Annotated in this window: 21 protein-coding genes; 8 read left to right on the top strand and 13 right to left on the bottom strand. The window is 66.7% G+C overall.

Features of this window, described 5'->3' with window-relative positions; translation table 11 throughout:
• Positions 1-6: 6 nt before the first annotated feature.
• Together BLU38_RS00110 and BLU38_RS00105 are read right to left on the bottom strand one after the other, a co-directional pair.
• Positions 7-687: a potassium channel family protein gene (locus tag BLU38_RS00110; RefSeq protein WP_091517939.1), complete on the bottom strand. Its 681-nt coding sequence runs from the start codon at positions 685-687 to the stop codon at positions 7-9.
• A 69-nt stretch (positions 688-756) separates the two neighbouring features.
• Positions 757-1404 carry a potassium channel family protein gene (locus BLU38_RS00105; RefSeq protein WP_197680138.1) on the bottom strand — a complete coding sequence of 216 codons (648 nt, stop codon included), beginning with the start codon at positions 1402-1404 and terminating at the stop codon, positions 757-759.
• A 201-nt stretch (positions 1405-1605) separates the two neighbouring features.
• On the opposite strand from BLU38_RS00105, the gene BLU38_RS00100 reads away from it, so the two are divergent.
• The 4 genes from BLU38_RS00100 (at position 1606) to acnA (ending at position 8385) form a co-directional block, all read left to right on the top strand.
• The gene (locus BLU38_RS00100; protein ID WP_091517936.1) at positions 1606-3597 is read left to right on the top strand and encodes an APC family permease; all 1992 of its coding nucleotides are present in this window, start codon (positions 1606-1608) and stop codon (positions 3595-3597) included.
• Complete coding sequence (locus BLU38_RS00095; RefSeq protein ID WP_091517932.1) at positions 3594-5012, top strand: class I SAM-dependent RNA methyltransferase; 1419 nt, start codon at positions 3594-3596, stop codon at positions 5010-5012. The genes BLU38_RS00100 and BLU38_RS00095 overlap by 4 nt, the downstream gene beginning before the upstream one ends.
• Before the next feature lie 33 nt (positions 5013-5045).
• On the top strand, positions 5046-5360 hold the full coding sequence (locus tag BLU38_RS00090) for a hypothetical protein (RefSeq protein WP_091517928.1): 315 nt from the start codon (positions 5046-5048) through the stop codon (positions 5358-5360).
• 193 nt (positions 5361-5553) lie between these two features.
• Positions 5554-8385 carry an aconitate hydratase AcnA gene (gene acnA, locus BLU38_RS00085; RefSeq protein WP_091517924.1) on the top strand — a complete coding sequence of 944 codons (2832 nt, stop codon included), beginning with the start codon at positions 5554-5556 and terminating at the stop codon, positions 8383-8385.
• 205 nt (positions 8386-8590) lie between these two features.
• Here the strand turns inward: acnA and BLU38_RS00080 are convergent, their stop codons facing one another.
• Positions 8591-9682 carry an S-adenosylmethionine:tRNA ribosyltransferase-isomerase gene (locus tag BLU38_RS00080; RefSeq protein WP_091517920.1) on the bottom strand — a complete coding sequence of 364 codons (1092 nt, stop codon included), beginning with the start codon at positions 9680-9682 and terminating at the stop codon, positions 8591-8593.
• Positions 9679-10377, bottom strand: coding sequence for an SDR family oxidoreductase (locus BLU38_RS00075; RefSeq protein ID WP_091517917.1), 699 nt, complete (start codon positions 10375-10377; stop codon positions 9679-9681). Before BLU38_RS00075 ends, BLU38_RS00080 begins: the two co-directional genes overlap by 4 nt.
• Before the next feature lie 346 nt (positions 10378-10723).
• Here BLU38_RS00075 and BLU38_RS00070 point away from each other — a divergent pair, with 346 nt between their 5' ends.
• From BLU38_RS00070 to BLU38_RS00055, 4 genes are all read left to right on the top strand, one after another.
• On the top strand, positions 10724-11974 hold the full coding sequence (locus tag BLU38_RS00070) for a nucleoside permease (RefSeq protein WP_091531478.1): 1251 nt from the start codon (positions 10724-10726) through the stop codon (positions 11972-11974).
• A 35-nt stretch (positions 11975-12009) separates the two neighbouring features.
• Positions 12010-13089 carry an L-cysteine desulfhydrase Cds1 gene (cds1, locus tag BLU38_RS00065; protein ID WP_091517913.1) on the top strand — a complete coding sequence of 360 codons (1080 nt, stop codon included), beginning with the start codon at positions 12010-12012 and terminating at the stop codon, positions 13087-13089.
• A complete protein-coding gene (locus BLU38_RS00060) occupies positions 13077-13517 on the top strand; it encodes an HAD family hydrolase (RefSeq protein ID WP_091517910.1) in 441 nt (146 codons plus the stop codon). Before cds1 ends, BLU38_RS00060 begins: the two co-directional genes overlap by 13 nt.
• A 165-nt stretch (positions 13518-13682) precedes the next feature.
• Positions 13683-13841, top strand: a complete 159-nt coding sequence (locus BLU38_RS00055) for a hypothetical protein (protein WP_157683107.1) — start codon at positions 13683-13685, stop codon at positions 13839-13841.
• A 95-nt stretch (positions 13842-13936) separates the two neighbouring features.
• Here BLU38_RS00055 and BLU38_RS00050 read toward each other — a convergent pair whose 3' ends face one another.
• The 9 genes from BLU38_RS00050 to BLU38_RS00005 form a co-directional block, all read right to left on the bottom strand.
• Positions 13937-14998, bottom strand: coding sequence for a Gfo/Idh/MocA family protein (locus BLU38_RS00050; RefSeq protein ID WP_091531474.1), 1062 nt, complete (start codon positions 14996-14998; stop codon positions 13937-13939).
• 19 nt (positions 14999-15017) lie between these two features.
• The gene (locus BLU38_RS00045; RefSeq protein ID WP_091517900.1) at positions 15018-15920 is read right to left on the bottom strand and encodes a sugar phosphate isomerase/epimerase family protein; all 903 of its coding nucleotides are present in this window, start codon (positions 15918-15920) and stop codon (positions 15018-15020) included.
• Entirely contained in the window at positions 15917-17362 is a 1446-nt protein-coding gene (locus BLU38_RS00040) for an ROK family transcriptional regulator (protein WP_172836031.1), read from the bottom strand. The genes BLU38_RS00045 and BLU38_RS00040 overlap by 4 nt, the downstream gene beginning before the upstream one ends.
• Before the next feature lie 201 nt (positions 17363-17563).
• Positions 17564-17995 carry an HIT family protein gene (locus BLU38_RS00035; RefSeq protein ID WP_231920111.1) on the bottom strand — a complete coding sequence of 144 codons (432 nt, stop codon included), beginning with the start codon at positions 17993-17995 and terminating at the stop codon, positions 17564-17566.
• Between the two features lie 1192 nt (positions 17996-19187).
• Positions 19188-21554, bottom strand: coding sequence for a hypothetical protein (locus tag BLU38_RS00025; protein WP_157683106.1), 2367 nt, complete (start codon positions 21552-21554; stop codon positions 19188-19190).
• Between the two features lie 157 nt (positions 21555-21711).
• On the bottom strand, positions 21712-22716 hold the full coding sequence (locus BLU38_RS00020) for a S1 family peptidase (RefSeq protein WP_231920110.1): 1005 nt from the start codon (positions 22714-22716) through the stop codon (positions 21712-21714).
• A 197-nt stretch (positions 22717-22913) separates the two neighbouring features.
• The gene (locus BLU38_RS00015) at positions 22914-23729 is read right to left on the bottom strand and encodes a class F sortase (protein WP_091517863.1); all 816 of its coding nucleotides are present in this window, start codon (positions 23727-23729) and stop codon (positions 22914-22916) included.
• A complete protein-coding gene (locus BLU38_RS00010; protein ID WP_157683104.1) occupies positions 23726-24421 on the bottom strand; it encodes a sortase domain-containing protein in 696 nt (231 codons plus the stop codon). The genes BLU38_RS00015 and BLU38_RS00010 overlap by 4 nt, the downstream gene beginning before the upstream one ends.
• Positions 24418-25654, bottom strand: a 1237-nt coding sequence (locus BLU38_RS00005) for a hypothetical protein (RefSeq protein WP_231920109.1), incomplete at its 5' end; no start/stop codon positions are given. The genes BLU38_RS00010 and BLU38_RS00005, both read right to left, overlap by 4 nt.

Genomic DNA, 25654 nt, shown 5'->3' with positions numbered 1-25654 from the left:
CGCAGGTCACCGTCGCGGCGCGTTGCTGTCCCGCGGCGACAGCATCCTCGCCAGTTCGTCCTCGTAGTCCTCGGTGGCGACGAACAGCAACTCGTCGCCGGCCTCCAGCGAACCGTCCGGATCGGGTGCCTGGGCGTGTCCGTCGCGGATGATCGCGACCAGCACCACGTCGCCCGGCCAGGTCAGATCACCGACCCGCTCACCGACGCTCGGGCTCTGCGGCGGCAGCGTCAGCTCGACCAGGCTGGCCTCGCCGGCGCGGAAGGTCAGCAACCGGACCAGGTCGCCGACCGACACCGCTTCCTCGACCAACGCCGACATCAGCCGTGGCGTGGACACCGCGTGATCGACACCCCAGTCGGAGTTGAACAGCCACTCGTTCTTCGGGTGATTCACCCGGGCGACCGTGCGCGGCACGCTGAACTCGGTCTTGGCCAGCAACGAGGTGACCAGGTTGACCTTGTCGTCACCGGTCGCGGCGATAGCGACATCGCAGGTGTCGATGCCGGCCTCTTCCAGGGTGGACAGCTCGCAGGCGTCGGCCAGCAGCCACTCGGCCTCGGGCAGACTGTCGGCCTTGATCGCCCGCGGATCGCGGTCGATCAACAGCACCTCATGGCCGTTCTCCACCAGCTCTGCTGCGATCGAACGGCCGACGTTGCCGGCCCCGGCGATGGAGACTCGCATCTGATCTTTCCCGTTCTCTGAGCTGTGCGCGTTTCGTTCAATCGTTGGTCTGTCGGCCGATCGGATCGGCTACTCGGGGGCCGGCGGGGCGCTGAGGATCGCCTCGACCGCAGCCAGCCGGTCGTTCTCGACGGCGACGTAGAGCAGATCGCCGTCCTGGAAGACGGTGCTGTCCTTCGGCACCATCCCGGTCCCGATCCGGAAGATGAACGGGATCCGGGTCTGGGCTGCCTGTTCGATCCGGTCCACCCGGCTGCCGACCCAACCCTGATGGACGTGCACCTCCATCAACCGGACCGAACCGGACGGGTCGCGCCACTGCGGCTCCGAACCGGCCGGCAGCAGTCGGCGCATCACCTGGTCGGCGGTCCATCGGACGGTGGCGACGGTCGGGATCCCGAGCCGCTCGTAGACCTCGGCCCGGCCGGGATCGTAGATCCGCGCCACCACGTTGTGCACCTCGAAGGTCTCCCGGACCACGCGGGCGGCGATGATGTTGGAGTTGTCGCCACTGGAGACTGCCGCGAACGCGTCGGCATCCTTGATCCCGGACTCCAACAGCACCTCACGGTCGAAGCCGACACCCTTCACGGTCTGTCCGGTGAAGTCCGGACCGAGGCGGCGGAACGCGTCGGTGTTGACGTCGATCACCGCGACGGTGTGGCCGCGCTTCTCCAGGATCCGGGCCAGGGTGGAGCCCACCCGGCCGCAGCCCATGATGACGATGTGCACTGCTCGGTCTCCTCGGTCCCACTGAGTGGGTGGTGTTGAACCCACCTGGTCGATGCTCGCTGCATCGATCGCGTTGCGGTTCATCCTGATCCACTGCAACCGTAACGGCAAACCCCCATCTCGGGTTTGTGTCGGTCGGTCGTCAAATGCGGGCAACAGCCTGTTGGGGGCATAGAGTTTCCGGACGTGAATATCGCGGATGTGGGCAAGCGACTGCTGATCGGTCGCAAGCTGCGCAGTACGCAGCTGGGCGAGACCCTGCTGCCGAAACGGATCGCCCTGCCCGTCTTCGCCTCCGACGCGATGAGCTCGGTCGCCTACGCACCGGACGAGATCCTGATCACCCTGTCGCTGGCCGGGCTGGCAGGTTACGCGTACTCCTGGAAGATCGCGATCCTGGTCGCGCTGGTGATGATCATCGTTGTCGCGTCCTACCGGCAGAACGTGCGCGCCTATCCGTCCGGCGGCGGCGACTACGAGGTGGCGACCACCAATCTCGGCCCCAATGCCGGGCTGACGGTGGCGTCGGCGTTGCTGGTCGACTACGTGCTGACCGTCGCGGTGTCGGTGTCCTCGGGCATCCAGAACGCCGAGGCCGTTTTTCCTTTCCTCAAGGGACACGAAGCTTTTGCTGCAACCCTTGTCGTGTTGTTACTGACAGCTATGAATCTGCGCGGGGTCAGGGAATCGGGGACACTGTTCGCGATCCCGACCTACTGTTTCATCGGCGGCGTGCTGATCATGATCGTGACCGGTCTGGTCCGGATCCTGGTGCTCGGAAATGATCTTCAGGTCGAGACCGCCAAATACGGCGTCCAGGGGGACAGCCGGTTCACCGGACTGACCGGGCTGGCGTTTGTGGTGTTGATGGCGCGGACGTTCTCCTCCGGGTCGGCGGCACTGACCGGTGTGGAGGCGATCTCAAACGGCGTACCGGCCTTCCGCAAGCCGAAGAGCAAGAACGCGGCGACAACGCTGGCGATGCTGGCCACGATCGCGGTCGCGATGATGATCGGCGTCATCTCGCTGGCCAACCTGACCGGTCTGCATCTGGTCGACAAGCCGTTCAGTCACTACACGTTGAACGGCCGGATCGTCGACATCAATGCCGACACCGCCATCGGTCAGCTGGCCCGGGTGATCTTCAGCGGCTTCCCGCCGGCGTTCTACTTCGTCCTCGGCGCCACCATGCTGATCCTGTTCCTGGCCGCCAACACGGCGTTCAACGGATTCCCCGTGCTCGGGTCGATCCTGGGCCGGGACGGCTACCTGCCGAGGCAGCTGCACACCCGCGGTGACCGGCTGGCCTTCAGCAACGGCATCCTGTTGCTGGCGGTCGGTGCGATCGTGCTGATCCTGGCCTTCGACGCCAGCGTGACCGCACTGATCCAGCTCTACGTGGTCGGGGTGTTCGTCTCCTTCACCACCAGCCAGACCGGCATGATCATCCACTGGACCCGGTTGCTGAAGACCGAGACCGACCGCAAGCGGCGGCTGCGGATGATCCGCGCTCGAGTGATCAACAGCGTCGGCGCGGTCTGCACCGGCACGGTGCTGATCATCGTGCTGATCTCCAAGTTCGTCCAGGGTGCCTACATCGCGATCATCGCGATGGTGGTGTTGTTCGGTCTGATGAAGCTGATCCGGCGGCACTACGACGCCGTCGCCGACGAGACCACCATCGACCCGGACGAAGATCGGATGCTGCCCAGCCGGGTGCGCGCGATCGTGCTGGTCTCCAAGCTGCACAAGCCGACGCTGCGGGCGCTGGCGTTCGCCAAGGCGTCCCGGCCGAGCACCCTGGAGGCGATCACCGTCGACGTCGATCCGGAGGACACCGAACGACTGGTCCAGCAGTGGGAGGACGCCGGCATTCCGGTGCCGCTGAAGGTGGTGGCCTCGCCGTACCGGGAGATCACCAACCCCGCCCTGGAATTCGTCAAGAACGTCCGCCGGGAGAGCCCGCGCGACGTCGTCACCGTGTACATCCCCGAATACGTCGTCGGCCACTGGTGGGAGCAGGCGCTGCACAACCAGAGTGCGCTGCGGCTGAAGGCACGGCTGCTGTTCACGCCCGGCGTGATGGTCACCTCGGTGCCGTACCACCTGCAGTCCTCCAGCGCGGCCAACAGCAGGATGGAGCGCGAGGCCCGACGCCGCACCCGAGTCCGCCGATGACCGAGATCCCTGAGCCCGTCGGAAAGGTCCCTGAACCTGTCGAAGGTCAGGTCCCTGAGCCTGTCGAAGGGCACCCGGACCCGACCCCCGAGCCCGGCACCGTGGTCGGCCCGGTCACCGTCGGCCCGATCGCGCACGGCGGGCACTGCGTCGCCCGTCACCAGGGCCGGGTGATCTTCACCCGACACGCGCTGCCCGGCGAGCGGGTGATGATCACCTTGACCGACACCAGCCAGCGCAGCTTCTGGCGCGGCGACGCGACCGCTGTGATCGAGCCGTCGCCCGACCGGATCACGCCGGCGTGCGAAATCTCCGGCCCCGGCCTCTGCGGCGGCTGCGACTTCCAGCACGTCGACCCGGGCGCCCAACGGCGGTTGAAGGCCGACGTGCTGGCCGAGCAACTGCAGCGGCTCGCTGGACTGGACCTGCGGGTGACGGTCGAGGAGGTCCCGTTGGACGGGGCTGATCATGGCAACGGGGCTGATCATGGTCCGGGTGCCGACCACTCCGCCCTCGGCTGGCGGACCAGAATGCGTTACCAGCTTGATGATCGCGGCCGTCCGGGTCTGCGCGCGCATCGTTCCCATCAGGTGATCGCGCTGCCGGCGGCGGGTTGCCGGATCGCCCAGCCAATGATCGCCCACCCGGTCGCACCGGTTCCCGCGGCCGATCTCTCGCAGGTCGACGGCACCGGCGTCGAGGTGATCGGGGTCGCTGCCGCTGACGGCGTGCACTGGCCGACGGGACCGGACACCATCACCGAGCATGCCGTCGGCCGGGACTGGCTGGTGGCCGGTGACGGCTTCTGGCAGGTCCATCCGGCAGCGGCCGACCTACTGGTCCGGACCGTGGTTGACGGACTCGACCCGCAGCCGGGGGAGACCGCGTTCGATCTGTACTGCGGCGTCGGCCCGTTCGTTGGCGGCCTGCTGGCAGCCGGTTGCCGGGTGATCGGCGTCGAGGGCAGTCGGACGGCGATCCAGCTGGCCCGCCGCAATCTCGCCGATGCCGGTGACCGGGTCCAGTTCGTCGCCGATCGCGTCGATCGGGCGTTGGCCAGACAGCCCGAGGGGCAACGGAGGAGTGGCGATCGCCCGAACCGACGGTCCGGACGTCGGCGCGACCGGCGGCAGGGGCCACGCCCGCTGCCGACCCGGACCGATCTGGTCGTCCTCGATCCGCCTCGCAGCGGAGCCGGCCGAGCGGTGGTCGAGCAGATCGTCGCCCGTCGACCGCGTGCCATCGGTTACGTCGCCTGCGATCCGGCTGCCCTGGCCCGCGACCTGGGTTACTTCGCCGCCCGCGGCTACCGGCTGGAGCGGCTGCGTGCCTTCGATCTGTTCCCGATGACCCATCATCTGGAGTGCGTGGCGATCCTGCACGGCGACGGTGAGCCCACTTCCCGCGATACTTGACCTGTGACCCAGGACCCCAGGAACCACAATCCCGTGAGCCCGCATCTCGTCAACAGCAACGGCACACAGCCGCTGTCGCCGCAGGACTACAGCCGCGGCCTGATGTACCGGGCCATGGCCGGCGGCGCGATCCTGGTGATCGGCATCGTGCCGCTGGTGCTGGCCGGTGGCGACGGGATGTGGTCCTGGTTCGCCGAACCGCTCATCGGCGATCTCAGCCGAGCCATCGGCTGGCTCATCCTGATGGCCGCGATCGAGGCCACCCTGATCGTCTCCTACGTGCTGCGCAGCGCGCCGCGAGTGCGAGCCTGGAACCAGCAACACGGCAGCACCTGCAGCACCACCTGACCCCACGGACCCGGCCACCGATCACATCCGCACCAGCTGCGTACCTTCGCACCCCGTACACCTGGTGCGAAGGTACGGAACTGGTGCGAAGGTGGAGGTTCGCGGTCGGTCGGTGCGCCGCGACCGGCTGCGGAAGGGTGCGGTCGGCGTGATATCTTGATGTCGAGAGAGTTTCAACGACGACGGAGTGAGCATGAACAGCGAAGCCCCTGAAGCCGGCCCGAGCGTGAACAGCTTCGGCGCCCAGGACACCCTCGAAGTGGGGGAGAAGTCGTACCAGATCTTCCGGTTGGACAAGGTGCCGGGAGCCGACAAGCTGCCGTACAGCCTGAAGGTGTTGCTGGAGAATCTGCTCCGCACCGAGGACGGCGCGAACATCACCGCCGACGACATCCGGGCGCTGGCCGACTGGGACGCCGATGCCCAACCCGGCAACGAGATCCAGTTCACTCCGGCCCGCGTCGTGATGCAGGACTTCACCGGCGTGCCGGCCATTGTTGATCTTGCGACGATGCGCGAGGCGTTCGGCGACCTGGGCGGCGATCCGGACAAGATCAATCCGCTGTCGCCGGCCGAGCTGGTCATCGACCACTCGGTGATCGCCGATGTCTTCGGCACCGCCGACGCCTTCACCCGTAACGTCGAGATCGAGTACGGTCGCAACAAGGAGCGCTACCAGTTCCTGCGCTGGGGCCAGGGCGCCTTCAACGACTTCAAGGTCGTCCCGCCGGGCACCGGCATCGTGCACCAGGTCAACATCGAGCACCTCGCCCGAGTGATCTTCCCGCGCGACATCGACGGCCAGACCTACGCCTACCCCGACACGCTGGTCGGCACCGACAGCCACACCACCATGGTCAACGGCCTCGGCGTCGTCGGCTGGGGCGTCGGCGGGATCGAGGCCGAGGCCGCGATGCTCGGCCAGCCGGTCTCGATGCTCGTACCCCGGGTTGTCGGCTTCAAGCTCACCGGCGAACTCCCGGAGGGGGCCACCGCCACCGACCTGGTGCTGACCATCACCGAGCAACTGCGTAAGCACGGCGCCGTCGGCAAGTTCGTCGAGTTCTACGGATCGGGCGTTGCCGCCGTGCCGGTTGCCAACCGCGCCACCATCGGCAACATGAGCCCGGAGTACGGCTCCACCATCGCGATCTTCCCGATCGACGACAAGACCATCGACTACCTCAAGCTGACCGGCCGCAGCGAGGAGCAGATCGCTCTGGTCGAGGCCTACGCCAAGCAGCAGGGCCTGTGGCACGACGAGACCAAGGAGGCCAAGTACTCCGAGTATCTCGAGCTCGACCTGTCCACCGTGGTGCCCAGCATCGCCGGCCCGAAGCGGCCCCAGGACCGGGTCGCGGTCTCCGAGGCCAAGGAGTCGTTCCGCGGTGCGCTGACCGCCTACGTCGACGAGGGCGAAGAGGCGGTCAGTGGTGCCTATGACGAGGCGCTGGAGGAGTCCTTCCCGGCCTCCGATGCCCCCGCCGCCCACGACGAGGTGCACGGGCAGACGGAGGGCCGGGACTACCTGTCCTGTGTGCCCGCCGACGGCAAGCGGCGCAGCGATCCGATCGAGGTGACGCTGTCCGACGGCAGCAGGTTCACCCTGGACCACGGCGCCGTCGCGATCGCCGCGATCACGTCCTGCACCAACACCTCCAACCCGAGTGTGATGATCGGTGCCGCTCTGGTGGCCAAGAAGGCCGTGGAGAAGGGCCTCACCCGCAAGCCGTGGGTGAAGACCACGCTGGCGCCGGGTTCCAAGGTGGTCAGTGACTACTACGAGCGGTCGGGGCTCACGCCGTACCTGGACAAGCTCGGCTTCAACCTGGTCGGCTACGGCTGCACCACCTGCATCGGCAACTCGGGACCGCTGATTCCCGAGGTCAGCGACGCGGTCAACGAGAAGGACCTTGCCGTCGTCTCGGTGCTGTCGGGCAACCGCAACTTCGAGGGCCGGATCAACCCCGACGTCAAGATGAACTACCTGGCCAGCCCGCCGCTGGTGGTCGCCTACGCGCTGGCCGGCTCGATGGACATCGACATCACCACCGATCCGCTGGGCAACGACGAGTCCGGCAATCCCGTGTACCTGAAGGACATCTGGCCGACCGAGGCAGAGATCGACGAGATCGTCTCCGGGTCGATCGGCGCGGAGATGTTCACCGAGAGCTATGCCGACGTGTTCGCCGGTGATCAACAGTGGCAGTCGCTGCCGACCCCGGAGGGCCGGACCTTCGCCTGGGACGAGCAGTCCACCTATGTCCGCAAGCCGACCTACTTCGACGGCATGCCGACCGAGCCGCAGCCGGTGACCGACATCGAGGGCGCTCGGGTGCTGCTCAAGCTGGGTGACTCGGTGACCACCGACCACATCAGCCCGGCGGGTTCGATCAAGGCCGACAGCCCGGCCGGAAAGTACCTGACCGAGCACGGCATCGAGCGGCGGGACTTCAACTCCTACGGTTCCCGGCGTGGCAACCACGAGGTGATGATCCGCGGCACCTTCGCCAACATCCGGCTCCGCAATCAGTTGGCGCCGGGCACCGAGGGCGGCTTCACCCGCGACTTCAACCAGGCCGACGGCCCGGTCACCACGGTGTACGACGCCTCCCAGGCCTACCAGCAGGCGGGCACGCCGCTGGTCATCCTGGCCGGCAAGGAGTACGGCTCGGGTTCGTCCCGGGACTGGGCGGCCAAGGGCACCGCGCTGCTCGGCGTCCGGGCCGTGATCGCCGAGTCCTACGAGCGGATCCACCGGTCCAACCTGATCGGGATGGGTGTGCTGCCCCTGCAGTTCGCCGAGGGCCAGAACGCCGAGAGCCTCGGGCTGACCGGCGAGGAGACCTTCGCGATCAGCGGCGTCACCGCTCTGAACGATGGTTCGACCCCGGCCACCGTGCAGGTCACCGCCGGTGATCAGACCTTCGACGCCGTCGTCCGGATCGACACCCCCGGCGAGGCCGACTACTACCGGCACGGCGGCATCATGCAGTACGTCCTGCGTTCCTTGCTCGCCAAGTAACGGTTCGAGCCCTCCGCGTGTCAAAGGGCTGGCAACTTCGGCCGCGATGCCGGGGTGGGGATTTCGGCCCTCTGGCTGAGCTCCCGCCCAGCATCGCGGCCGGGTTGCGTTTGCGGTCGGGGCGCGCTGGTCCTACCGGCCGCGACGCAACGCCCGCCACACCCGGAACTCAGCCAGAGGGCCGAAATCCCCGGTTGGGTGGGCGTCAACCCGTCCGGCGGTCGGGTAGCAGCAGGGCGGAGTCGCCGAACTCGTGCCAGAGGTAGCCGGTGGCCGCCGCGGCGTCGTAGGCGCGTTGCGTCAACTCCGCGCCGGCGACGGCCTCGACCAACAGCAGGTGCGACGCTTGCGGGTCGTGCCAGCCCGAGATGAGCCCGTCGATCAGCCTCGGCGGCTCGGCGACAGTGATCACCCGGTCGGTCCACCCGGACCGCGGTACGGCCACGGAGCCGGCGCCGGTCTCCTCGACAGCCGACTCGACGGCCCGTGCGGCGGTCGTGCCGACGGCAACGACTCGGTGACCGGCATCTCGGGCAGTATTGATGGCTCGCGCCGTGACGGAGGGCACCGTGAACTGCTCGGGCAACGGTGCCTCCCCGGCCTCCTGGGAGGAGACGGCAGTGTGCAGCGTGATCGGCGTGATGCCGACCCCACCGGCGACCAGACGCGTGACGAGCTCGGGGGTGAACGGCCGCGACGCGCTCGGCATCTCGGCGCTGCCGGGTCGGAGACCGAAGACCGTCTGGTACGCCGAGAGCGGATAGCGCCGGTCGAGATAGCCGTACGCGATCGGCCGCCCCACCCGGTCGAGCAGGTCCAGCAGCGGTGCGTGACCTTCGTACGCAGCACGCCACAGCCTCGTGCCCCGCCCGGTGGGCGAGGAGCCCGGCGCCGGGTACGGCGCGACCAGCTCGAGGACACCATCGTCACCGTCGAGGACGACCTCGGTACCAACGGCGGCATCGAGGATCGCTCGCGCGGCGTCGGGCGCCGTACGCAGCTCGACGGCCCAGTCATGGTCGCCGAGTCGGCTCGCGACGTGAAGGACTACGGGGTCCTCGCCGATCCGGGCGTCGCACTCGGCGGCGATGGTTGCCGAGTCGTTGACCACCAGCAGGTCGCCAGGGTCGAGCTGCGCAGGTAGGTCGTGGAACCGGGCATGCGTGATCGAGGAGTCGCGGGCGATGAGCATCCGAACCTCGTCGCGGCGCAGCCCGCGCTCCTCGGCGGGTCTGGGTGCGGTCGCCGCCGCGGGTGCGGGGAAGACCGTCGTCGGGGTCAGCGTCAGCAAGCTCATGCGGTGCGCTCCGTCCTTGCGGACAGGTCCGCGGCGCGGTAGCGGCCGCTCGCCGGACGGTCCCGGAGCAGGCGCAAAAACGTCGGGACGACGGTCTCTGGCTCGGGCCGGTCGGAGATGTCCTCGCCGGGGAAGGCATCCTGATGCATTCGGGTGCGCATGTCGCCGGGGTCGAACGCATACCACCGCAGATCGGGCTGCTCGGCCGCCAAGGTCAGCGTGAGGTGATCCAGGGCGGCCTTCGTCGCGGCGTAGCCGCCCCAGGTCTCGTAGTGCTCGACGGCTGCGTCGGAGGAGATGTTGACGACGGCCGCGCCGTCGGTCAGGTGCGGCGCGAGCGCCCGGATCAGGGCAAGCGGGCCGCCGACGTTGGTCTTCCAGAGCGCCTCGAAGACGTCGGGGTCCAGGTCGAGAACGCGGGGCAGCGGCGAGCGGCCGAGAGTGCTCGCGTTGTTGACCAGCAGATCGACCGGGCCGTCCTGCGCGGCCGCACGGACCAAGGCGTCACGATGAGAGGCGTCGGTGACGTCGCCGGCGACCGGAGTGATCGTGCCCGGGCTCACCGGCGCAGCGGCAGCGGCGAGTGCCTGTTGGTCACGACCGGTGATGTAGACCTGCCAGCCCTCGCGGGCCAATGCGGTGCTGAGGGCATGGCCGAAGCCGGCGGACCCTCCGGTGATGACGGCGCGTGGCATGGCTCTCCTGGTGACTCGTTCTCGACGGGTGAGAAGAGCGTGCAACTTCAAGTTCAGTTGAAGTCAAGCGGACGGTGCTCCGTGGACCTACCGGATGGGTACGGCTTGTTCTCGGCTAGTAACCAGTCGAGCCCGGAGCAGGTCGTGTGCGGACCGAAGCCCACACGGTCCTGTGAGTTCGTCGAAGCGGTGGTACAAGGCGGAGCTGGGTGCATTCCGTTGCTGGGCCCTTCCGCAGGCTCAGGGCCGACTGATCCTGGCCGTTGCGCTGCGTCGGAGCCGTACGAGCCTGTCCTATGATCTTGACCTACAGGTCCACGCAGCGTTGGGTGGCACAGGAGGCCTCATGAGTGAGAACGTCCAAGCGCAGGTGAAGATCGCACCACCGATCCGGATCAAGCTGTCGGTGATGATGTTCCTGGAATTCTTCGTCTGGGGTGGCTGGTTCGTCACACTGGGCACCTATCTGGCACAGAATCTGGAAGCGTCAGGGAGCCAGATCTCGTTGGCGTTCCTGACCCAGTCACTGGGTGCGATCATCGCGCCGTTCATCGTCGGTCGGATCGCTGATCGGTTCGTGTCCGCGCAGAAGTTGATGGGTGTGCTGCATCTGGCCGGCGGTGTGCTGCTGTTGATCGCCTCCCGCGCCGACAGCTTCGGCGGCTTCTTCCCGCTGATCTTGATCAACATGATCTTGTTCATGCCGACCCTGGCATTGGCCAATGCGGTGGCGTTCCGTCAGTTGCAGGATCCGGGTCGGCAGTTCGCCAACATCCGGGTGTTCGGCACCATCGGCTGGATCATCGCCGGCCTGCTGATCGGCTGGCTCGGGTGGGAACAGTCCCACAACCTGCAGTTGACCCTGGTGATGGCCGGCATTGCAGCGCTGATCCTCGGGGTCTACAGCTTCTTCCTGCCGCCGACGCCACCGGAGCCGTCCGACCGATCGGGCTGGCGCGAGATCCTCGGGCTCGACGCACTGAGCCTGCTGAAGAACCGGGCGTACCTGGTCTTCTTCTGCTCCTCGATCGCGATCTGCATCCCACTGGCGTTCTACTACAACTTCACCAACCTCTATCTGAACGAGATCGGCGTCAAGTCCGCTGCCGCGGTCCAGACCCTCGGGCAGGTCTCCGAGGTCGGCTTCCTGCTGGCGATGCCGTTGTTGATCAAGAAACTGGGCTTCAAGAAGACACTGGCGGTCGGGATGGCTGCCTGGGCGCTGCGCTACATCTGTTTCGGATTCGGTGACACCGGTGCGTTGTTCTTCCTGATCGTCATCGGGCTGCTGTTGCACGGGGTGTGCTACGACTTCTTCTTCGTTGCCGGGCAGGTCTACACCGACCGGTTCGCGGGACCCGGGCTGCGGAGCTCGGCGCAGGGGATGATCTCGCTGGCCACCTACGGTGTCGGACTGCTGATCGGGTCACTGATCTCCGGTCCGATCGTCGATTCCTTCGCCACCGGCGGCGGTCACTCCTGGCTCGGCATCTGGCTGATCCCGGCAGCCATCGCCGCGGTCGTCCTGATCGGTTTCTACGCCCTGTTCCGTGAGGATGCCACCACCCGGGCCAAGGCCACCGAGACCGCCCGCTGATCGACCGGGACCGCATCGCTGGGTAGGGTCGGAGTGTGGTCGAGACGAGTGCGGAAGCCCGCTGGGTGCGAAACGCGATCCGGTTGCTGGAAGCGGACGCGAATCGGAGCGCGGACACTCACCTGCACGTCTTCCCGCTGCCCGCGACATGGGGGATCGACCTCTATCTGAAGGACGAGTCGGTGCATCCGACCGGGTCGCTGAAGCATCGGCTGGCGCGCTCGTTGATCTTGTACGGGCTGGTCAACGGACGGATCGGTCCCGACACCGGTCTGGTGGAGGCGTCCAGCGGATCGACCGCGGTCTCGGAGGCCTACTTCGCGCGGATGCTCGGTCTGCCGTTCACTGCGGTGATGCCGAAGAGCACCAGCGAAGAGAAGATCGCGATGATCGAGTTCTACGGCGGCCGCTGTCACTACGTCGATCGGCCGGCGGAGATGTACGACGAGGCGGCCCGTCTGGCCAGCGACTGCGGCGGCCACTACCTTGATCAATTCAGTGATGCCGAGCGGGCCACGGACTGGCGCGGCAACAACAACATCGCCGAGTCGGTCTTCACCCAGCTGTCGGCCGAACGCTATCCGGTGCCGACCTGGATCGTGGTCGGTGCAGGCACCGGTGGCACCAGCGCCACCTTCGGCCGCTACGTGCGCTATCGACGCCATGACACCAGGATCGCGGTGGTGGACCCGGAGAACTCGGCCTTCTTCGGCGGCTGGCAGACCGGCGCCGCCGACTACGCCACCGGGATGCCGTCCCGGATCGAGGGGATCGGCAGACCGCGGGTCGAGCCGTCCTTCGTCCCGGGCGTGATCGACGAGATGCTGCAGATCCCCGATGCCGGCTCGCTGGCCGCGATCCGGCTGCTCCGCTCACGGACCCGTCATTGGGCCGGCGGATCGACCGGCACCAACCTGTACGGCGCCTTCCAGTTGATCGCCCGGATGATCACCGACGGCCAGCAGGGCAGCGTGGTGACGCTGATCTGCGACGGCGGCGAGCGCTACGCCGACACCTACTACAACGACGACTGGGTCGCGTCCAAGGGGCTCGACCTGCAGCCGCACCTGGACCGGATGGAGCAGTTCCTCGCAACCGGCGCATGGGCCGACTGATCGTGGGGTCGCGCCCGGAGTGGATCTTCTTCGACGTCGATCAGACGCTGTGCGACTTCGACGCGATGATGCGCCGTGCGCTCTCGGGGTCGATCGCCGAGATGGAACGCCGTTGGCCGACACTCACCGGGCGCTACCGCCCCGAGGATCTGGAGGCCGTTCGCAACACGATCGCGGCGACCTACGGCGATCGTCCGGTGCCGCTGGTGCAGGTCCGTCGGGCGATGTTCGCCGAAGTACTGGCCGACCTGGCTGATGCGGCAGCGATCGATCAGATCACCGATCATTATCTGGCGATCCGGTTCGCCGACCCGGTGTTGTTCCCCGACGTCATCCCGGTGCTGGAGGCATTGCAGTCCGAACTCCGACTGGGCGTGATCACCAACGGCAACTCCAAGGCTGCACTAAGCGCGATATATCAAGCTTGAGCACGTTCCCGCGACCCGGGAACGTGCCTAAGCTCGATATATCATCCGGGTTTCGCCCGTAGGACTCCGGGCCGATGGCCGGAGGGCTGGGGTCGCAGGGGAGTGCGGCGGGATGGTGTCCGTGGCCAGACGATTCTGTCGGTGTCGCGGGGCACTCTGGTTGACATGGACATCACGCAGATTCTCATCACCGTCGTCGCGGTCGTCGGCATCATCGTCGTGTGCGTGCTCGCCATCGTGCCGACCGTGATGAATATTCCGCGGCCGGATCGAGTCGACCAGCCGCGGCCAAAGCACAAGAGCGACGTGCACCTGGCGGCCTGACATCTCAGGTTGATCGCTGCGCTTCGACGGGCTCAGGGATCTTCGACAGGCTCAGGTGCGGTGTGGATCCTGAGCCTGTCGAAGGACCGGGCGGATCAGACGAGAGTGATCTCCTTGCCGGCTTCGGCGGAGCTGTAGATCCCGTCCAGGATCTTCATGATCTCAACGCCGTGCCAGGCCGGGGCGACACTCTCGACGCGGCCGAGGCTGGCGTCGACGAAGTTGGCGATCTCGTTGCGGAAGGCAGGTCCGCCCTCGAAGGTGCCCGAGGAGATCTGCGGCGCGATGTTGATCACCGTGTCGTTCTTCTCGGTAGCGATCTCCAGGTTCGGCTCCAACGCGGCACCGCCCTTGTCACCGTAGACCGACACGTCGATGCTGTCCTTGACCGCGTGCAGCGAGTAGGAGGCGTCGACCAGCAGCGAGGCGCCGTTCTCGAAGCGCACCACGGCGTTGGCCATGTCCTCGACGCTGTTCTTGTCGGGGTCGTAGTCCGACACCTTGTAGCGCGGGTAAGTGGTGATGTTGGCCCGATTGCCCAGCCGGTTGTAGGTGTGGCCACTGACCGCGGTCGCGCGCGGTGAGCCCATCAGATACCAGCACAGGTCGATCACGTGCACGCCGATGTCCAGCAACGGGCCACCGCCCGCGATCTCCTTGTCGGCGAACCAGCCGCCCGGGTTGCCCATCCGCCGGATGCAGCTGGCCTTGGCGTAGTAGACCTCGCCGAGGTCGCCGGCGTCGATGAACGACTTCAGCACCTGGCAGTTGGCGGAGTGGCGACGGACGAAGCCGACCTGGACGATCCGGTCGCTGGCCTCGACGACCTTCTGCAGTTCCAGCGCCTCGTCGTAGGTCCGGCTGATCGGCTTCTCCACCAGCACATGCTTGCCGGCCTGCACCGCGGCGATCGCCCAGGATGCGTGGCTGTTATTCCAGGTGCAGATGCTGACACCGTCGACGCCCTGGTCGGACAGCAGCTCGTGCGGGTCGCCGTAGGCGCGCGGCGCGTCGTACTTGTCGGCGACCGTCTTGGCGCGTTCCAGGTTCATGTCGCTGACGGCGACGAGTTCGACGTCCGGATTTGCTGCGTACGCGGCGAGGTGGGCCTGGGCAATGGTGCCGGTGCCGATGACGCCGATGCGGAATTTGCTCATGATCATTTCTCCGTTCGGGTCAGGCCTGGGCGATCAGGCGCTTGGCGTTGGCGATACCACGGGCGCAGCCGAGCAGGCAGTCCTCGTGGCCTTCGAACTCGATGGAGGCGAATCCGCTGTAGTCGGACTCCTTGATCGAGCGGGCGACGGACCACAGGTCGATGTCCCCGTTGCCGACGACCGCGCCGCGCAGGTACTTGCCACCGCGACTGCGGAACCAACCCTCGCCCGGATCACGGTCGGCGGGCCGGATGTAGAAGTCCTTGAAGTGCACGATCATCGCGTATGGCAGATTCTGCGGGACCGAGACCGTCGGATCCTCGTCCACACAGACGAAGTTGCCGACGTCCAGGGTGGTCTTGAAGTTCGGTTCGTCGACGGCGTGAATGATCCGGCGGACCCGATCAGCGGCCTGGACGAAGAAGCCGTGATTCTCCAGGCTGGTGGTGATGCCCTTGCCGGCGGCGTACTGTGCGATCTCCTTGGCCGCGCCGACGATGTTCGGCAACGCCTCCTCGAAGAGGGGAGTGTCGTCGCCCTGCAGGCCGGAATGAGCCACGACGTCGTGACGCATCAGCTTGATGCCGAGCTGCTCGGCAAGATCAAGATAGGCCTTGACCCGCTTGACCTCGGCCTCGATCTCGGCCGGATCGGAGGTGAAGAAGTTTGCCCCGATCGCGATGTTCGACAAGATCACGCCGGCCTGATCGGCCTTCTTGGCGATGCTGTCGACGTATCCGGGGTCGGAATCGAGACTGGGGATCGGGCCGTCGGTGCCGTTGCTTCCGACCACCGCGAGCTCGAGATGCTCGCCTTCGCTGTCGGCGACCCAGTCGATGACGTCGGGCAGCGTCATCTCCCCGGTGCTCAGCTTGGAGTGGAAGCTGTAGGAACTGAAGCCGAAAGTGATCTTGTCCGTCATGTCCTGTTCTCTTGATCGGGAGTCGGTTTGGATTCGGTACGGAGCCGGGTCCACGGTGCGGGGACGCCGGCAATACCGAAGATGTCGGTCGAGCTCTGCTCGAAAGTGTGCCCGAGGGCGCCGATGACGACACCGTCGGAGGTCAGCTGGGCCAGGGACAGCTCAGGCTTGTCGTCGCCGGTCAACAGGTGGTTGATGTGTCGGCGCAGGGGATCGAGGAGTGCCTCGCCGGCGCGCGAGAGACCGCCACCGATGATCAGACGCTCCGGATCGATCGCCAACAACAGCGGGGCGATCTTGGGTGCGATCTCGGCGCAGAACAAGGAGATCTCCGACTGCGCGTCATGGTTGCCGGCCGCGGCTCGTCGGAACACTTCCTCGGCCTGATCTCCGGTCGACCAGCGGAGCTCGCCGCGCTGTGAGGTCTCGGTCCATCGCATCCCGCGTTGGGTCCCCAGCTCACCGGCCAACCGATGGCTGCCCTGCAGGATCTTGCCGTCGATCACCACCGACACCGAGATCCGATTGCCGATCTGGACGTAGATCAGGCTCTCGATGTTGTCGCCGAAGTGATGTTCGGCGAGCGCGGCGAGCTTGATGTCGTTCTCGATGCTGACGGCACAGCCGAGTCGCTCCGCGAGCTGGCCCTTCAGATCGATCCCGACCCATTCGGGAACCGTCAGACTCTGGGTGATCCGGTCCTGATGATCAAGAACGCCCGGCACGGCCAGTCCGACAGCTGCGAGTTGGGGGACCAACCGCTCGGGCGACTCCTCCGCCGAGGTGTCGTGGCCGTCGCCGGCTGCGATGTCATCGTCTCCGGTACCGCCGGTGTCGCCGGCCTCGTGACGATCTTGGTCCACGGGTCCGGCATGACGCCCGGCCGGGCCGACGTGGCGGGCACCGTACGGGTCGTCGCCGTGCTCGCCCCGTTCGCGATCATCGGCCCGGTCGCCCTCATCGGCCTGCTCGGGCCGATCGCGATGGGCATGATCATCGTCGACGTCGTCGGCGGCCAGTTGTTCCTGGGTCCGGGCGACGGCATTGCGTACGGTTCGGACGATCGCGTCGATCCGGTCGGGGCACTCCTCAGGTGCACTGGGCACCACCGAGCGCGCCAGCACCGTTCCGGCAGCATCGGAGATCGTGCAGCGGATGCTGCGCGCACCGACGTCGACCCCTGCCACCAGGGTCGCGGCCGGTTCGAACACGAATCGACGGGCGGGCCGGCCGGGAGCGTTGGCCTCGGAGCGGGTCGAAGGTTGGACGGTGCCGTGCGCGACCAACTCGGCGAGGACCGCGTCGACGGTCGGACGGGACAGCCCCGTGTGCAGGGCCAGTTCGCCGACGGTCATCGGGACGCCGGTGTCGCGGAGACTGAGCAGGCAATCGCGCGCGTTCGCCTGCCGAACGGCTGCCGCGGCGCGATCGGCACCCGACATGGCTCGCCTCCGATGTGATCTTCGTTGGCCCGTCCGACTACTCGGGGACGTCCCCTCGAACGGAGTTTTTGAAACTGGGTTTATGAATTGTGACATGGCTACCTTCGTCCTCACTCGGGCGGGTCGTCAAGACCCCGTCCGATCTACGGTCACCGCGTGGTGGCCGGGCGAGCGGGAGATGTGCGAAGGCGGCTTCGGTGATCAGGCATCGGTCAGATCGAGGTCGGCCAGCGCCGAGGTGATCAGCTGCCCGTACTCGGCGGCCTCTCCATCGGCGTAGCGGGTGCGCGGCCAGAAGAAGCCACGCAGCCCGTCGCCCTTGGAACGAGGCACGACGTGCATGTGCAGGTGCGGTATCGACTGACTGATGATCGTGTTGATCGCAGTGAAGCTGCCTTGGGCTCCGAGGGCGGTGATGAACGCCCGCGAAAGCCGCTGCCCCAGCCCGAGCATCGGCTGCATCAGCTCGCCCGGAAGGGAAAGCAGATCGTCGATATGACGGACGGGGGCGATCAGCACATGCCCCTTGAACACCGGACGATGATCAAGGAACGCGATCAGATCGTCGTCACGATGGACGATCTCGGCGTCAAGATCACCGGCGACGATGCGGCAGATCACGTCAACACTCACAGCGTTGATGCTAGCCGTCGGGGTCATCGTCACCTCCGGTGCTCGGGGTCGGTTCAAGGGGCATGTGCTGATCTTCGGGGGATCCGATCTGCACCATCGGGGGAAGGCACAGGTCGGACCGTGATGTGTGGCTCGGTCAGGGAAGTCCGGATCTCGTTCCCTTCGCCGCCCGACCAGGAACGGATCGACCGACGTCGGGGGCGCGAGGTGCCCGGAGCCTGGTGAACGGGACGATCCGGGAGGGTGGGCCGTTCGGGCCGGGGGAGCCGGCAGTAGGTCGGGCGTCTCGATCGGAAGTCCACACCGCGACCGCGGAGCCGTCAGCCGACGCGGCAACTTCCTGTGGCGGCTGACAGTCCGCGGTGTCGACGAATGTCGGGATGGTGCCGGCGGCAGAGTGGCGGACAATCCTGGTGATCACCAGACCGGGGCTGGTGGTGCTGATCGGAGGGCGGTCGGTTCCGGGGGAGGGCGTCGGGGTGACCTCGGCGTCCGGGGCGGCGGCGTGCCGGGGGACGGGATCGGCCGCGTGCCGTGGCGTCGACGAGGACCGCGGAGAGCCCTCGCTGCCGGCAGGGGCGGCCCGGCGCGGTCCCTCGCCGCCGGCTCGGGGAGCCGATTTCGGCGTTTTCGGATTCGGCCGGCGTTTCGCCGGTTCGCCGGGTCTTTCCGGCGATGGGCGCGGGGTCGCGACGGAATCCGACGTCGAGCCCGCCACGGGAAGCCGGTGACCGGAATCATTGCGCCGGCGACGATCGAGATCGTGGTCGGAACGTTCTCGGTGACGATGTTCGAGAATCTCGTCGATACCGATCGTCGTACTGATCTCGGAGGTATTCACGAGGTCAGTGGTGAATGCCGTCGGGTGTCCGTTGCGTTGTCGCCGCATTGTGTGGAAGTGCGATCTGCCGGCCCGGGATTCGTGATCGTACGCGGTCGCGCCCGCTGGCAGGGCAGAATTGCCCAGGGCGCGAATTGCCCAGTTGTCCATGGTGCTTCTCCGATGAAGGAATGGGTGAATTCACCGTGGGGCCGTGATCAGTCTCGAGATGTGTCGTCAAGACGCACCGAGGATCAGATCACCGATGGTGTCGTCGCTGAATTCGCTACTGGTGCGATGATGCGACGAGGCCCTTGTCCAGCCACTGCGTCACGGACGCAAAACTGGTGGTGGAGTCTCTCGGAGAAGAATTCAGTCGGGCGAGAAGCCGGGGTCGAATGTCGACGAAGGTGTCGCGTCTTCGTCGTCCCCATCATGGGGGACGAGACCCGGGAGATCAGAGTGGCCGGGCCACGACGCCGCAGCAGCCGGCTGGGCGCCCCCGGTGCCATTGCTGCCGGCGGCTGACCCGGATCCCGTCCCGTTACCGGCCGGGGCCGTGTCCGGACGGTGCGGCACGTCGACGGCCAAGGCGTCGGCCCCGACCGCGGTCCGGACCTCGCCAGGGGCGTCGGGCGTGACACCGGCGATCCGCTCCGGGACCTGGAGATCGGTCAAGGACAGCGTGCTGCGGGGCGCTCCGGACAGGTCGGCCGGTCCGCTGTCGGCGACGGGCTCGGTGGTCCGAATGCCGTCGACCGTGAGGGCTGATGTCGGCGGACCCAGTCGTTGGAAGCCGGCGGTCGCCACGATCGACCGCGGGGCCGGTGCGATGCGGGTCGGGACCTTCACGATCTGATCGGTCGTGGGAGGCTGCAGAATCGGGAACTGCAGGCCGGGTAGCGGGTCGCCGCCGGAGGGTCCTGAAATGATCGGCGGCGGCAACACGGGGGACAGCGGCTGCAACACCTGATCCCCGGTGGCGTCGATCACGGCACTGACTCCGTCACCGAGCACACCGACCGCGTCGGTCGCCGGCTTCAGGCTCGCCGACACCTGACCGAGACCACCGGCGACGTCGCGGCTCAGCAGGCCGACGGTGTCGGAGACGCCGTCAAGGCCACTGCCGAGGTCGTCGACGATCTGCCGCGGTACGGGGACGCCGACAGCGCTCCGCACCACGCCGCCGGCAGTTGCAACGGTCTCGGCGACCGGCTCGGTCAGCGCCGGTAGCGCCGCATCGACCGAGTCGGTCGGAGCCTGTCTCAATGGTGTCGTCACGGAATCGACGACGTCGCGGACCGGAACTACCGGATCGGCCGCTTGGACCGCGGAATCGGCGATCCCGGTCACCGGATCGGTGACCTGCGATGACGTGTCCCCGACCTGATCGACAATCGGTCGCAGCTCGGATGGGGTGAGCTGGGAAACAGTGTCGAAGACCTGCGGCACCAGCTGCGACGGCTCCGCGGCCGAGGACACGAGGTCGGTACCGGTCCGCACCAGTGTGGTGGTCGGCCGCGACGTTCCGGTGGACTCCACCAGGTCGGCTGCCGGCGCCAGCACGGCGTCGTCGACGACCTCCCCGACGGTGACCGTCTCGGGCGTGACATCGGTATCCGATGGAACGACTTCGGCTAGCTCGGACGCGTCAGTGTCGGTCTTCCGGCCGGACTCGGCCGATGTGTCATCGGCCGGGTCGGATGCGTTCGTTTCCGGGGCTGCTACATCGGTGAGGGACTCGGGGTGGGACGATTTCTTGATCTTGTCCCGTGCCGGGTGGCCGCTCGTGGAGCTGTCCCTGCCGGCTTGATCGTCCGGGGTGGACGCGGCGTCGTCACTCCCGGTTGCTTGCTCGACGACCGCGGACAGTTCACCGACAACTCCGGCGGCCTCGCCGTCGTCGTCGGTGATCCTGTCGGAGTTGATCTTGTCGGACTCGTCTGTCGAGTCGTCGTTGTTGATCTTGACCGAGCTGACCACGTCCTCGGCTGCCCGGACGGCGTCGATGCCCGCGTGATCCTGATCGGGACTGTCGGAGCCGGGATTGTCGGAGTCGGCGTTATCGGACTCAACGTTGTCGGACGCGGCGTTGTCGGATTCAACGTTGTCGGAATCGGTGCTGCCCGTCGCGTTGTCGTCCTGAGGCGTGGACGCCTTGGTGTTCTCGCCCTCGGTGTCGCCGTCCCCCGAGTCGCCCGCGTCGTCGTCAGCCATCTCGTCGGAGTCGGCCTGATCGCTGGCTCCAGCGTCGGAGCCGGCACCGTTGTCGCCGACCGCCGAGTCGGCGTGCTGTGATTCGACTGCCTCGGCCTGGTCCGTGTCGGAGCCATCATCTACCGGTGCGGAGTCCGACGTGCCGTCCTGTTCGGTGCTCGTCGTACTGTTCGCTTCGGTATCGTCGGAGTCGTCAGACGAGACCGGGTCGTCCCCGGAGCCGGCGTTTCCGGACGAGTCCGGCGTGGATCCACCGGATTGGCCGAAGAGTTGCTTCGTCGTCTCGTCCAGGTGTGACGACAGTCGCTTGGTCACTCGGTCCGAGGTGCCGCCCAGCGCGTCGACAGGCTCGGTCGAACGCTGTGAGTGCTTGCTGTGCGCAGGGCCGGGATCGTCGTCGCTCGGCGCCGCCTGAGCGGTCGTGGTGGCAAGCGCCAGGCCCAACCCGGCGGCAAGCACGGTGAGAGCCAGGATCCGCATCCAGGCATGCCACCGCGGCGCAGCGGTTGGCTCATTCGTCAACGGCTGCTGCGTTTCTGGGCCGAGATGCACAGCGTCGATGGGCATAGGCTACTGTCCAGTAGGTCAACTGGTAAAGCCGGCGGCTGCGTCATTTCACCAAATGAACTGTCCGGCTCCGGGCGGTTCCCCGCGCCGGCGCCGAGCAGATCGCCGTCGGTCAGTCCGTGGACTTGTACGGATAGGTCAACAATTTTGCGTCCAGCGCTTTCAGGGCTGGTCGGATGGGCTGATAAAAGCTCACATTTGGTTGCCCAACGCGGCTTCCACAGATTTCCCGCCCATTACCGGTGGTGTAGAACTGTGCACCGCTGATCAATCCGACCGCCGAACTTCCGTCCATGACGGCACCGCCACTGTCACCGGGTTCAACACAGGCACTGAATCGTACGAGGTCGTACACGATGTTGCCGCCGCCGTAATTGACGGTCTGACCGTAGGCCTGGATCGTCCCGCAGGTCCAGCCACTCCTACTGCTGCTCTTGCAAACCTCCGACCCGACCGCGGGCTGGGCGGTTCCCAGCACCGCACGGGCCTTCCCATCGTATTTGTTGACGGCAGGCTCTGGTGTCCAGACAGACGTATCGGTGCGTACGGCGCCGAAATCGGAATTCGGATACCGGGAAACCGATGGCGATCCGACGAACGTTCCTCGATAGGCCGCGGACGAACCGTTGAGGCAATGGCCTGCTGTCAGGAAGATCTGACGATTCTGGGAATCGGTGGCGTTGAAGCCAACCGAGCATTCGAGGGTGTTGTTCAGGCTGATGTTGTCACTGTTGTACAGCGAACGACCAGCGGGCCGGATGCTGCTCTCGACCGTCTCGACCTGTACCGCGTCACCCAGTGAGCGTGCGTGTCGAAGGAACGACCGCGTCACGGCGTCGTCGCTGTCGGCCGATGCCACCAGCAGCCGATTCGCGACGACGTCGATGTGCCACTCCTGGACCTGCCCGGCGCCACGTGCCTTGGCGTACTTGTCCAAGGACGCACGTGCCCGGCGGAGTTCCTGCAGCGAGTGATCGACGACGCGGACGGTGACGCCGCCGGATCGGACCGCGGTCTGGCGTCCGGCTGCGGTGGTGGTGACGACCGGCGTGCCGTTGTCGTCGATGTAACCGCCGCCGGTGCGAGCGGGGCCGAGTCTCTCGACTGCTCGGTCCAACGCGGGGTTGCTCTTCGACGTCGGGACGGTGGTGATCTGATGGTCTCGGCGGACCGGTTGATCTGCGTGTGCGAGCGCAGCGGTGCCGACCGACAGAACGGCCGACAGCAGCGTCGCGGTGAGGGCGAGCGTCTTCCTCGCCCGAGGTCGTGGATAAGTCATGGAACTTCCTCGATATCGGGTCCCCGAGGTTCAGTTCACTGCTGTGCGTGCTTGATCGAGACGAGATCGGCGAACGCGATGGTGTTGGCCTGATATCCACCGGCCCCACGATCGTAGGTTCCGCCGCAGGTGATCAGGCGAAGCTCCGGATGATCGGTGTCGCCGTAGACCTTCTGGGTTGGGAAGTCGTCCTTGGCGAACGTCTCGACCCGTTTGATGGAGAAGACGGCGGTGCTGCCGTCGGAGCGCTTGACACTGACCTTGTCACCGGCGTCGAGCTGGGCCATTCGCGCGAAGACGGCCGGACCGTCCGGCGAATCGACGTGGCCGATCAGGACCGACGGGCCAGTGGCGCCAGGGATGGGGGATTTGGTGTACCAGCCGACATCGTCGGCCCTGTCGTACGGGGGAACCTCCACCGTCCTGTCGGCAGCGAGGCCGAGCTTCATGACCGAGGTCTTCACACCGATCCGGGGGATCGTGATGTCGACCGGATCGGCGGCCCGCCGAGAAGCACCGGCGACCGGCTTGCTCGTCGGATCGTCGTCGGCCGGTGTCGGATCGGCCGGCGGCTTCGGATCCGCCGTGGCCGCCGACGGCGCACCGCCGGCGAGGGGCCGACTCTCGACCCCCGCCCCACGTTGTTCGGAGACCGACCGCGCGGCCATCCCGATCATGATCAATCCGAGAGCCACCAGGACGACGATGATCCCGGTCAGGACCAGCCGCCGACCGGCCCAGGGTTGGCCCCGGTCGCCGACAGACTCCTGACCGTGTCGTCCAGAGGAACGGACCTCTGTCCCGGCGGGTGTCTTGTCCCGCCGGGCTCGGGTGGCGTGCTCGGATGTCATTGCGACGAACCGTCCGGCTCGATCAGGTGGGCGAAGACGACCACATTGCCCGGTGGGTCCTTCGGTTTGAGGGTGCCACCGCACGTGATCAATCTCAGCTCAGCCCGAGGCTTGCTCTGGCCGTACACCTCATCGCTGTCGAAATCCTTCTCGGTATAGGACTTCACACGGTCTACCGCGAAGACGGCATCGGTTCCGTCCGCCCGACTGATGGTGATGTGATCACCCTTGTCGAGCTTCTTCAGGTGGACGAAGACGCCCGGAACCTTCGCAGACTTCCGGATGTAGCCGATCACCGTCGAGATCCCGAGTTCCCCGGGAGTCGCTGATTGCTCGTACCAGCCCGGTTCGGCCGGCTTCTTGGGAAGGACGACGTACTTGGACTGCTTCTTGCCGAGCGGGTCCAGATCGGTGTCGACCTTCATACTGGGGATCTTGATCGACTTCGGTTTCGAAGCCGTCAAGCTGAGCGGAGCAGCCGCAGACGGTGTCGGCGTTTCCGATGGGCTGGGGCTGGCCGAAGTCGGCGCCGTCGGACTCGGCTCGGCTCCGGGGGAGCCGGCCTGGTCCTGGCCGAAACCGGCCAACGCCCTGCCCAGGAAAAGCACGGCGACGACGGCGAGGACCAGCAGCACGATGAAGCGCTGCCGGCCAACGCCGAACGTCGACCGTCTGCGTGAACGAGAGTTCACCGCCGACCTCCGTCGGACGAGGAACCCGCGTTGTCGGCGGTACGCCGCCGCTGCGCGGCGAACAGGCCGCCGGCAGAGACGAGGGCGAGGAGACCGCCGGCGAGCAGCCACATCGGATCCGGGTACCGATCGCTCGGCCCATATCCGGCATGAACGCTGCCCTGCGGAACCGCACCCACCTGGCCGTACCCGGACTGGGTACCACCGGTTGCGTACTGCCCTTCGGTTCCGGTGGAGTTGTCGCCACCGGTGCCGTACTGACCGCCGATACCGCTCTCGGTCCCGGAGCCGTTGGCTCCCGCGGTCGAGGAACCGTTGTCGGTGCCACCGGTGTTGGAACCGGAGGTACCTTCCGACGCCTCACCTGCAGTGAAGTAGGCGGAGGTCGTCGACTGGACAGCTTCGTCAGTGGATGCGTTCGTCCCACCGACGCCGAGTCCGAATACGTAGCCGCCGGCCTCGACCGGGGCTTCGATCGTGCCTGCACAAGTGGTGGTTGCGCCACTGTCCAGGGTGGTGTCGTTGCACTTCAGTTCGGTGTCGCCGGCCTGGCCGCGGACATCAGTCACAGGGTCATCGCCCGTGTTGGTGGCCGAAACCTCGAGGTCGAACGAATCACCTGGCTTGACCTGCGGGCCCGGTTGCGAACCTGCAGTGCTGCCGTTGATCACCGGAGCGCCCACCTCGATGGTGCTCCCACCCTGATCGGAGTCGCTCGGCTGGTCAGAGCCGTCCGAGCTTCCGGTCTGGTCGGTATCACCCGAGTTGCTCGGCTGATCGGAATCATCCGAAGTGCTCGGCTGATCGGAATCACTGTCGGACGAGTTCCCCTGCGGGGAGTCGCCTTGCGACGCCTTGCCTGCGGTGAAGTAGGCGGAGGTCGTCGACTGAACGGGGTCATCGGTGGATGCATTCGTCCCACCGACGCCAACGCCGAACGAGTAGCCGCCGGCCTCGACCGGGGCGTCGATCGTGCCTGCACAAGTGGTGGTTGCGCCACTGTCCAGGGTGGTGTCGTTGCACTTCAGTTCGGTGTCGCCGGCCTGGCCGCGGACATCGGACACGGGGTCATCGCCCGTGTTGGTGGCCGAAACCTCGAGGTCGAACGAATCACCTGGCTTGACCTGCGGACCCGGCTGCGAGTCCGCCGACTCTCCGTTGATCTCCGGGGTTCCTACCTCAAGGGTGCTTGCACCTTGCTGGTCGGAGTCACCCGGCTGGTCGGAGTCACCC

Origin of the sequence: Microlunatus soli, from assembly GCF_900105385.1 — a bacterium.
Taxonomy (GTDB): Bacteria; Actinomycetota; Actinomycetes; order Propionibacteriales; family Propionibacteriaceae; genus Microlunatus; species Microlunatus soli.
This window is presented reverse-complemented; position numbering and strand designations above follow the sequence as displayed.

Bases quoted from the DNA above. Each gene is read 5' to 3' on its own strand.
- BLU38_RS00110 (WP_091517939.1), bottom strand. From the start codon at position 687: ATGCGAGTCTCCATCGCCGGGGCCGGCAACGTCGGCCGTTCGATCGCA.
- BLU38_RS00105 (WP_197680138.1), bottom strand. From the start codon at position 1,404: ATGGGCTGCGGCCGGGTGGGCTCCACCCTGGCCCGGATCCTGGAGAAG.
- BLU38_RS00095 (WP_091517932.1), top strand. From the start codon at position 3,594: ATGACCGAGATCCCTGAGCCCGTCGGAAAGGTCCCTGAACCTGTCGAA.
- acnA (WP_091517924.1), top strand. From the start codon at position 5,554: ATGAACAGCGAAGCCCCTGAAGCCGGCCCGAGCGTGAACAGCTTCGGC.
- BLU38_RS00080 (WP_091517920.1), bottom strand. From the start codon at position 9,682: ATGAGCTTGCTGACGCTGACCCCGACGACGGTCTTCCCCGCACCCGCG.
- BLU38_RS00075 (WP_091517917.1), bottom strand. From the start codon at position 10,377: ATGCCACGCGCCGTCATCACCGGAGGGTCCGCCGGCTTCGGCCATGCC.
- BLU38_RS00070 (WP_091531478.1), top strand. From the start codon at position 10,724: ATGAGTGAGAACGTCCAAGCGCAGGTGAAGATCGCACCACCGATCCGG.
- BLU38_RS00060 (WP_091517910.1), top strand. From the start codon at position 13,077: ATGGGCCGACTGATCGTGGGGTCGCGCCCGGAGTGGATCTTCTTCGAC.
- BLU38_RS00055 (WP_157683107.1), top strand. From the start codon at position 13,683: ATGGACATCACGCAGATTCTCATCACCGTCGTCGCGGTCGTCGGCATC.
- BLU38_RS00050 (WP_091531474.1), bottom strand. From the start codon at position 14,998: ATGAGCAAATTCCGCATCGGCGTCATCGGCACCGGCACCATTGCCCAG.
- BLU38_RS00045 (WP_091517900.1), bottom strand. From the start codon at position 15,920: ATGACGGACAAGATCACTTTCGGCTTCAGTTCCTACAGCTTCCACTCC.
- BLU38_RS00040 (WP_172836031.1), bottom strand. From the start codon at position 17,362: ATGTCGGGTGCCGATCGCGCCGCGGCAGCCGTTCGGCAGGCGAACGCG.
- BLU38_RS00015 (WP_091517863.1), bottom strand. From the start codon at position 23,729: ATGACATCCGAGCACGCCACCCGAGCCCGGCGGGACAAGACACCCGCC.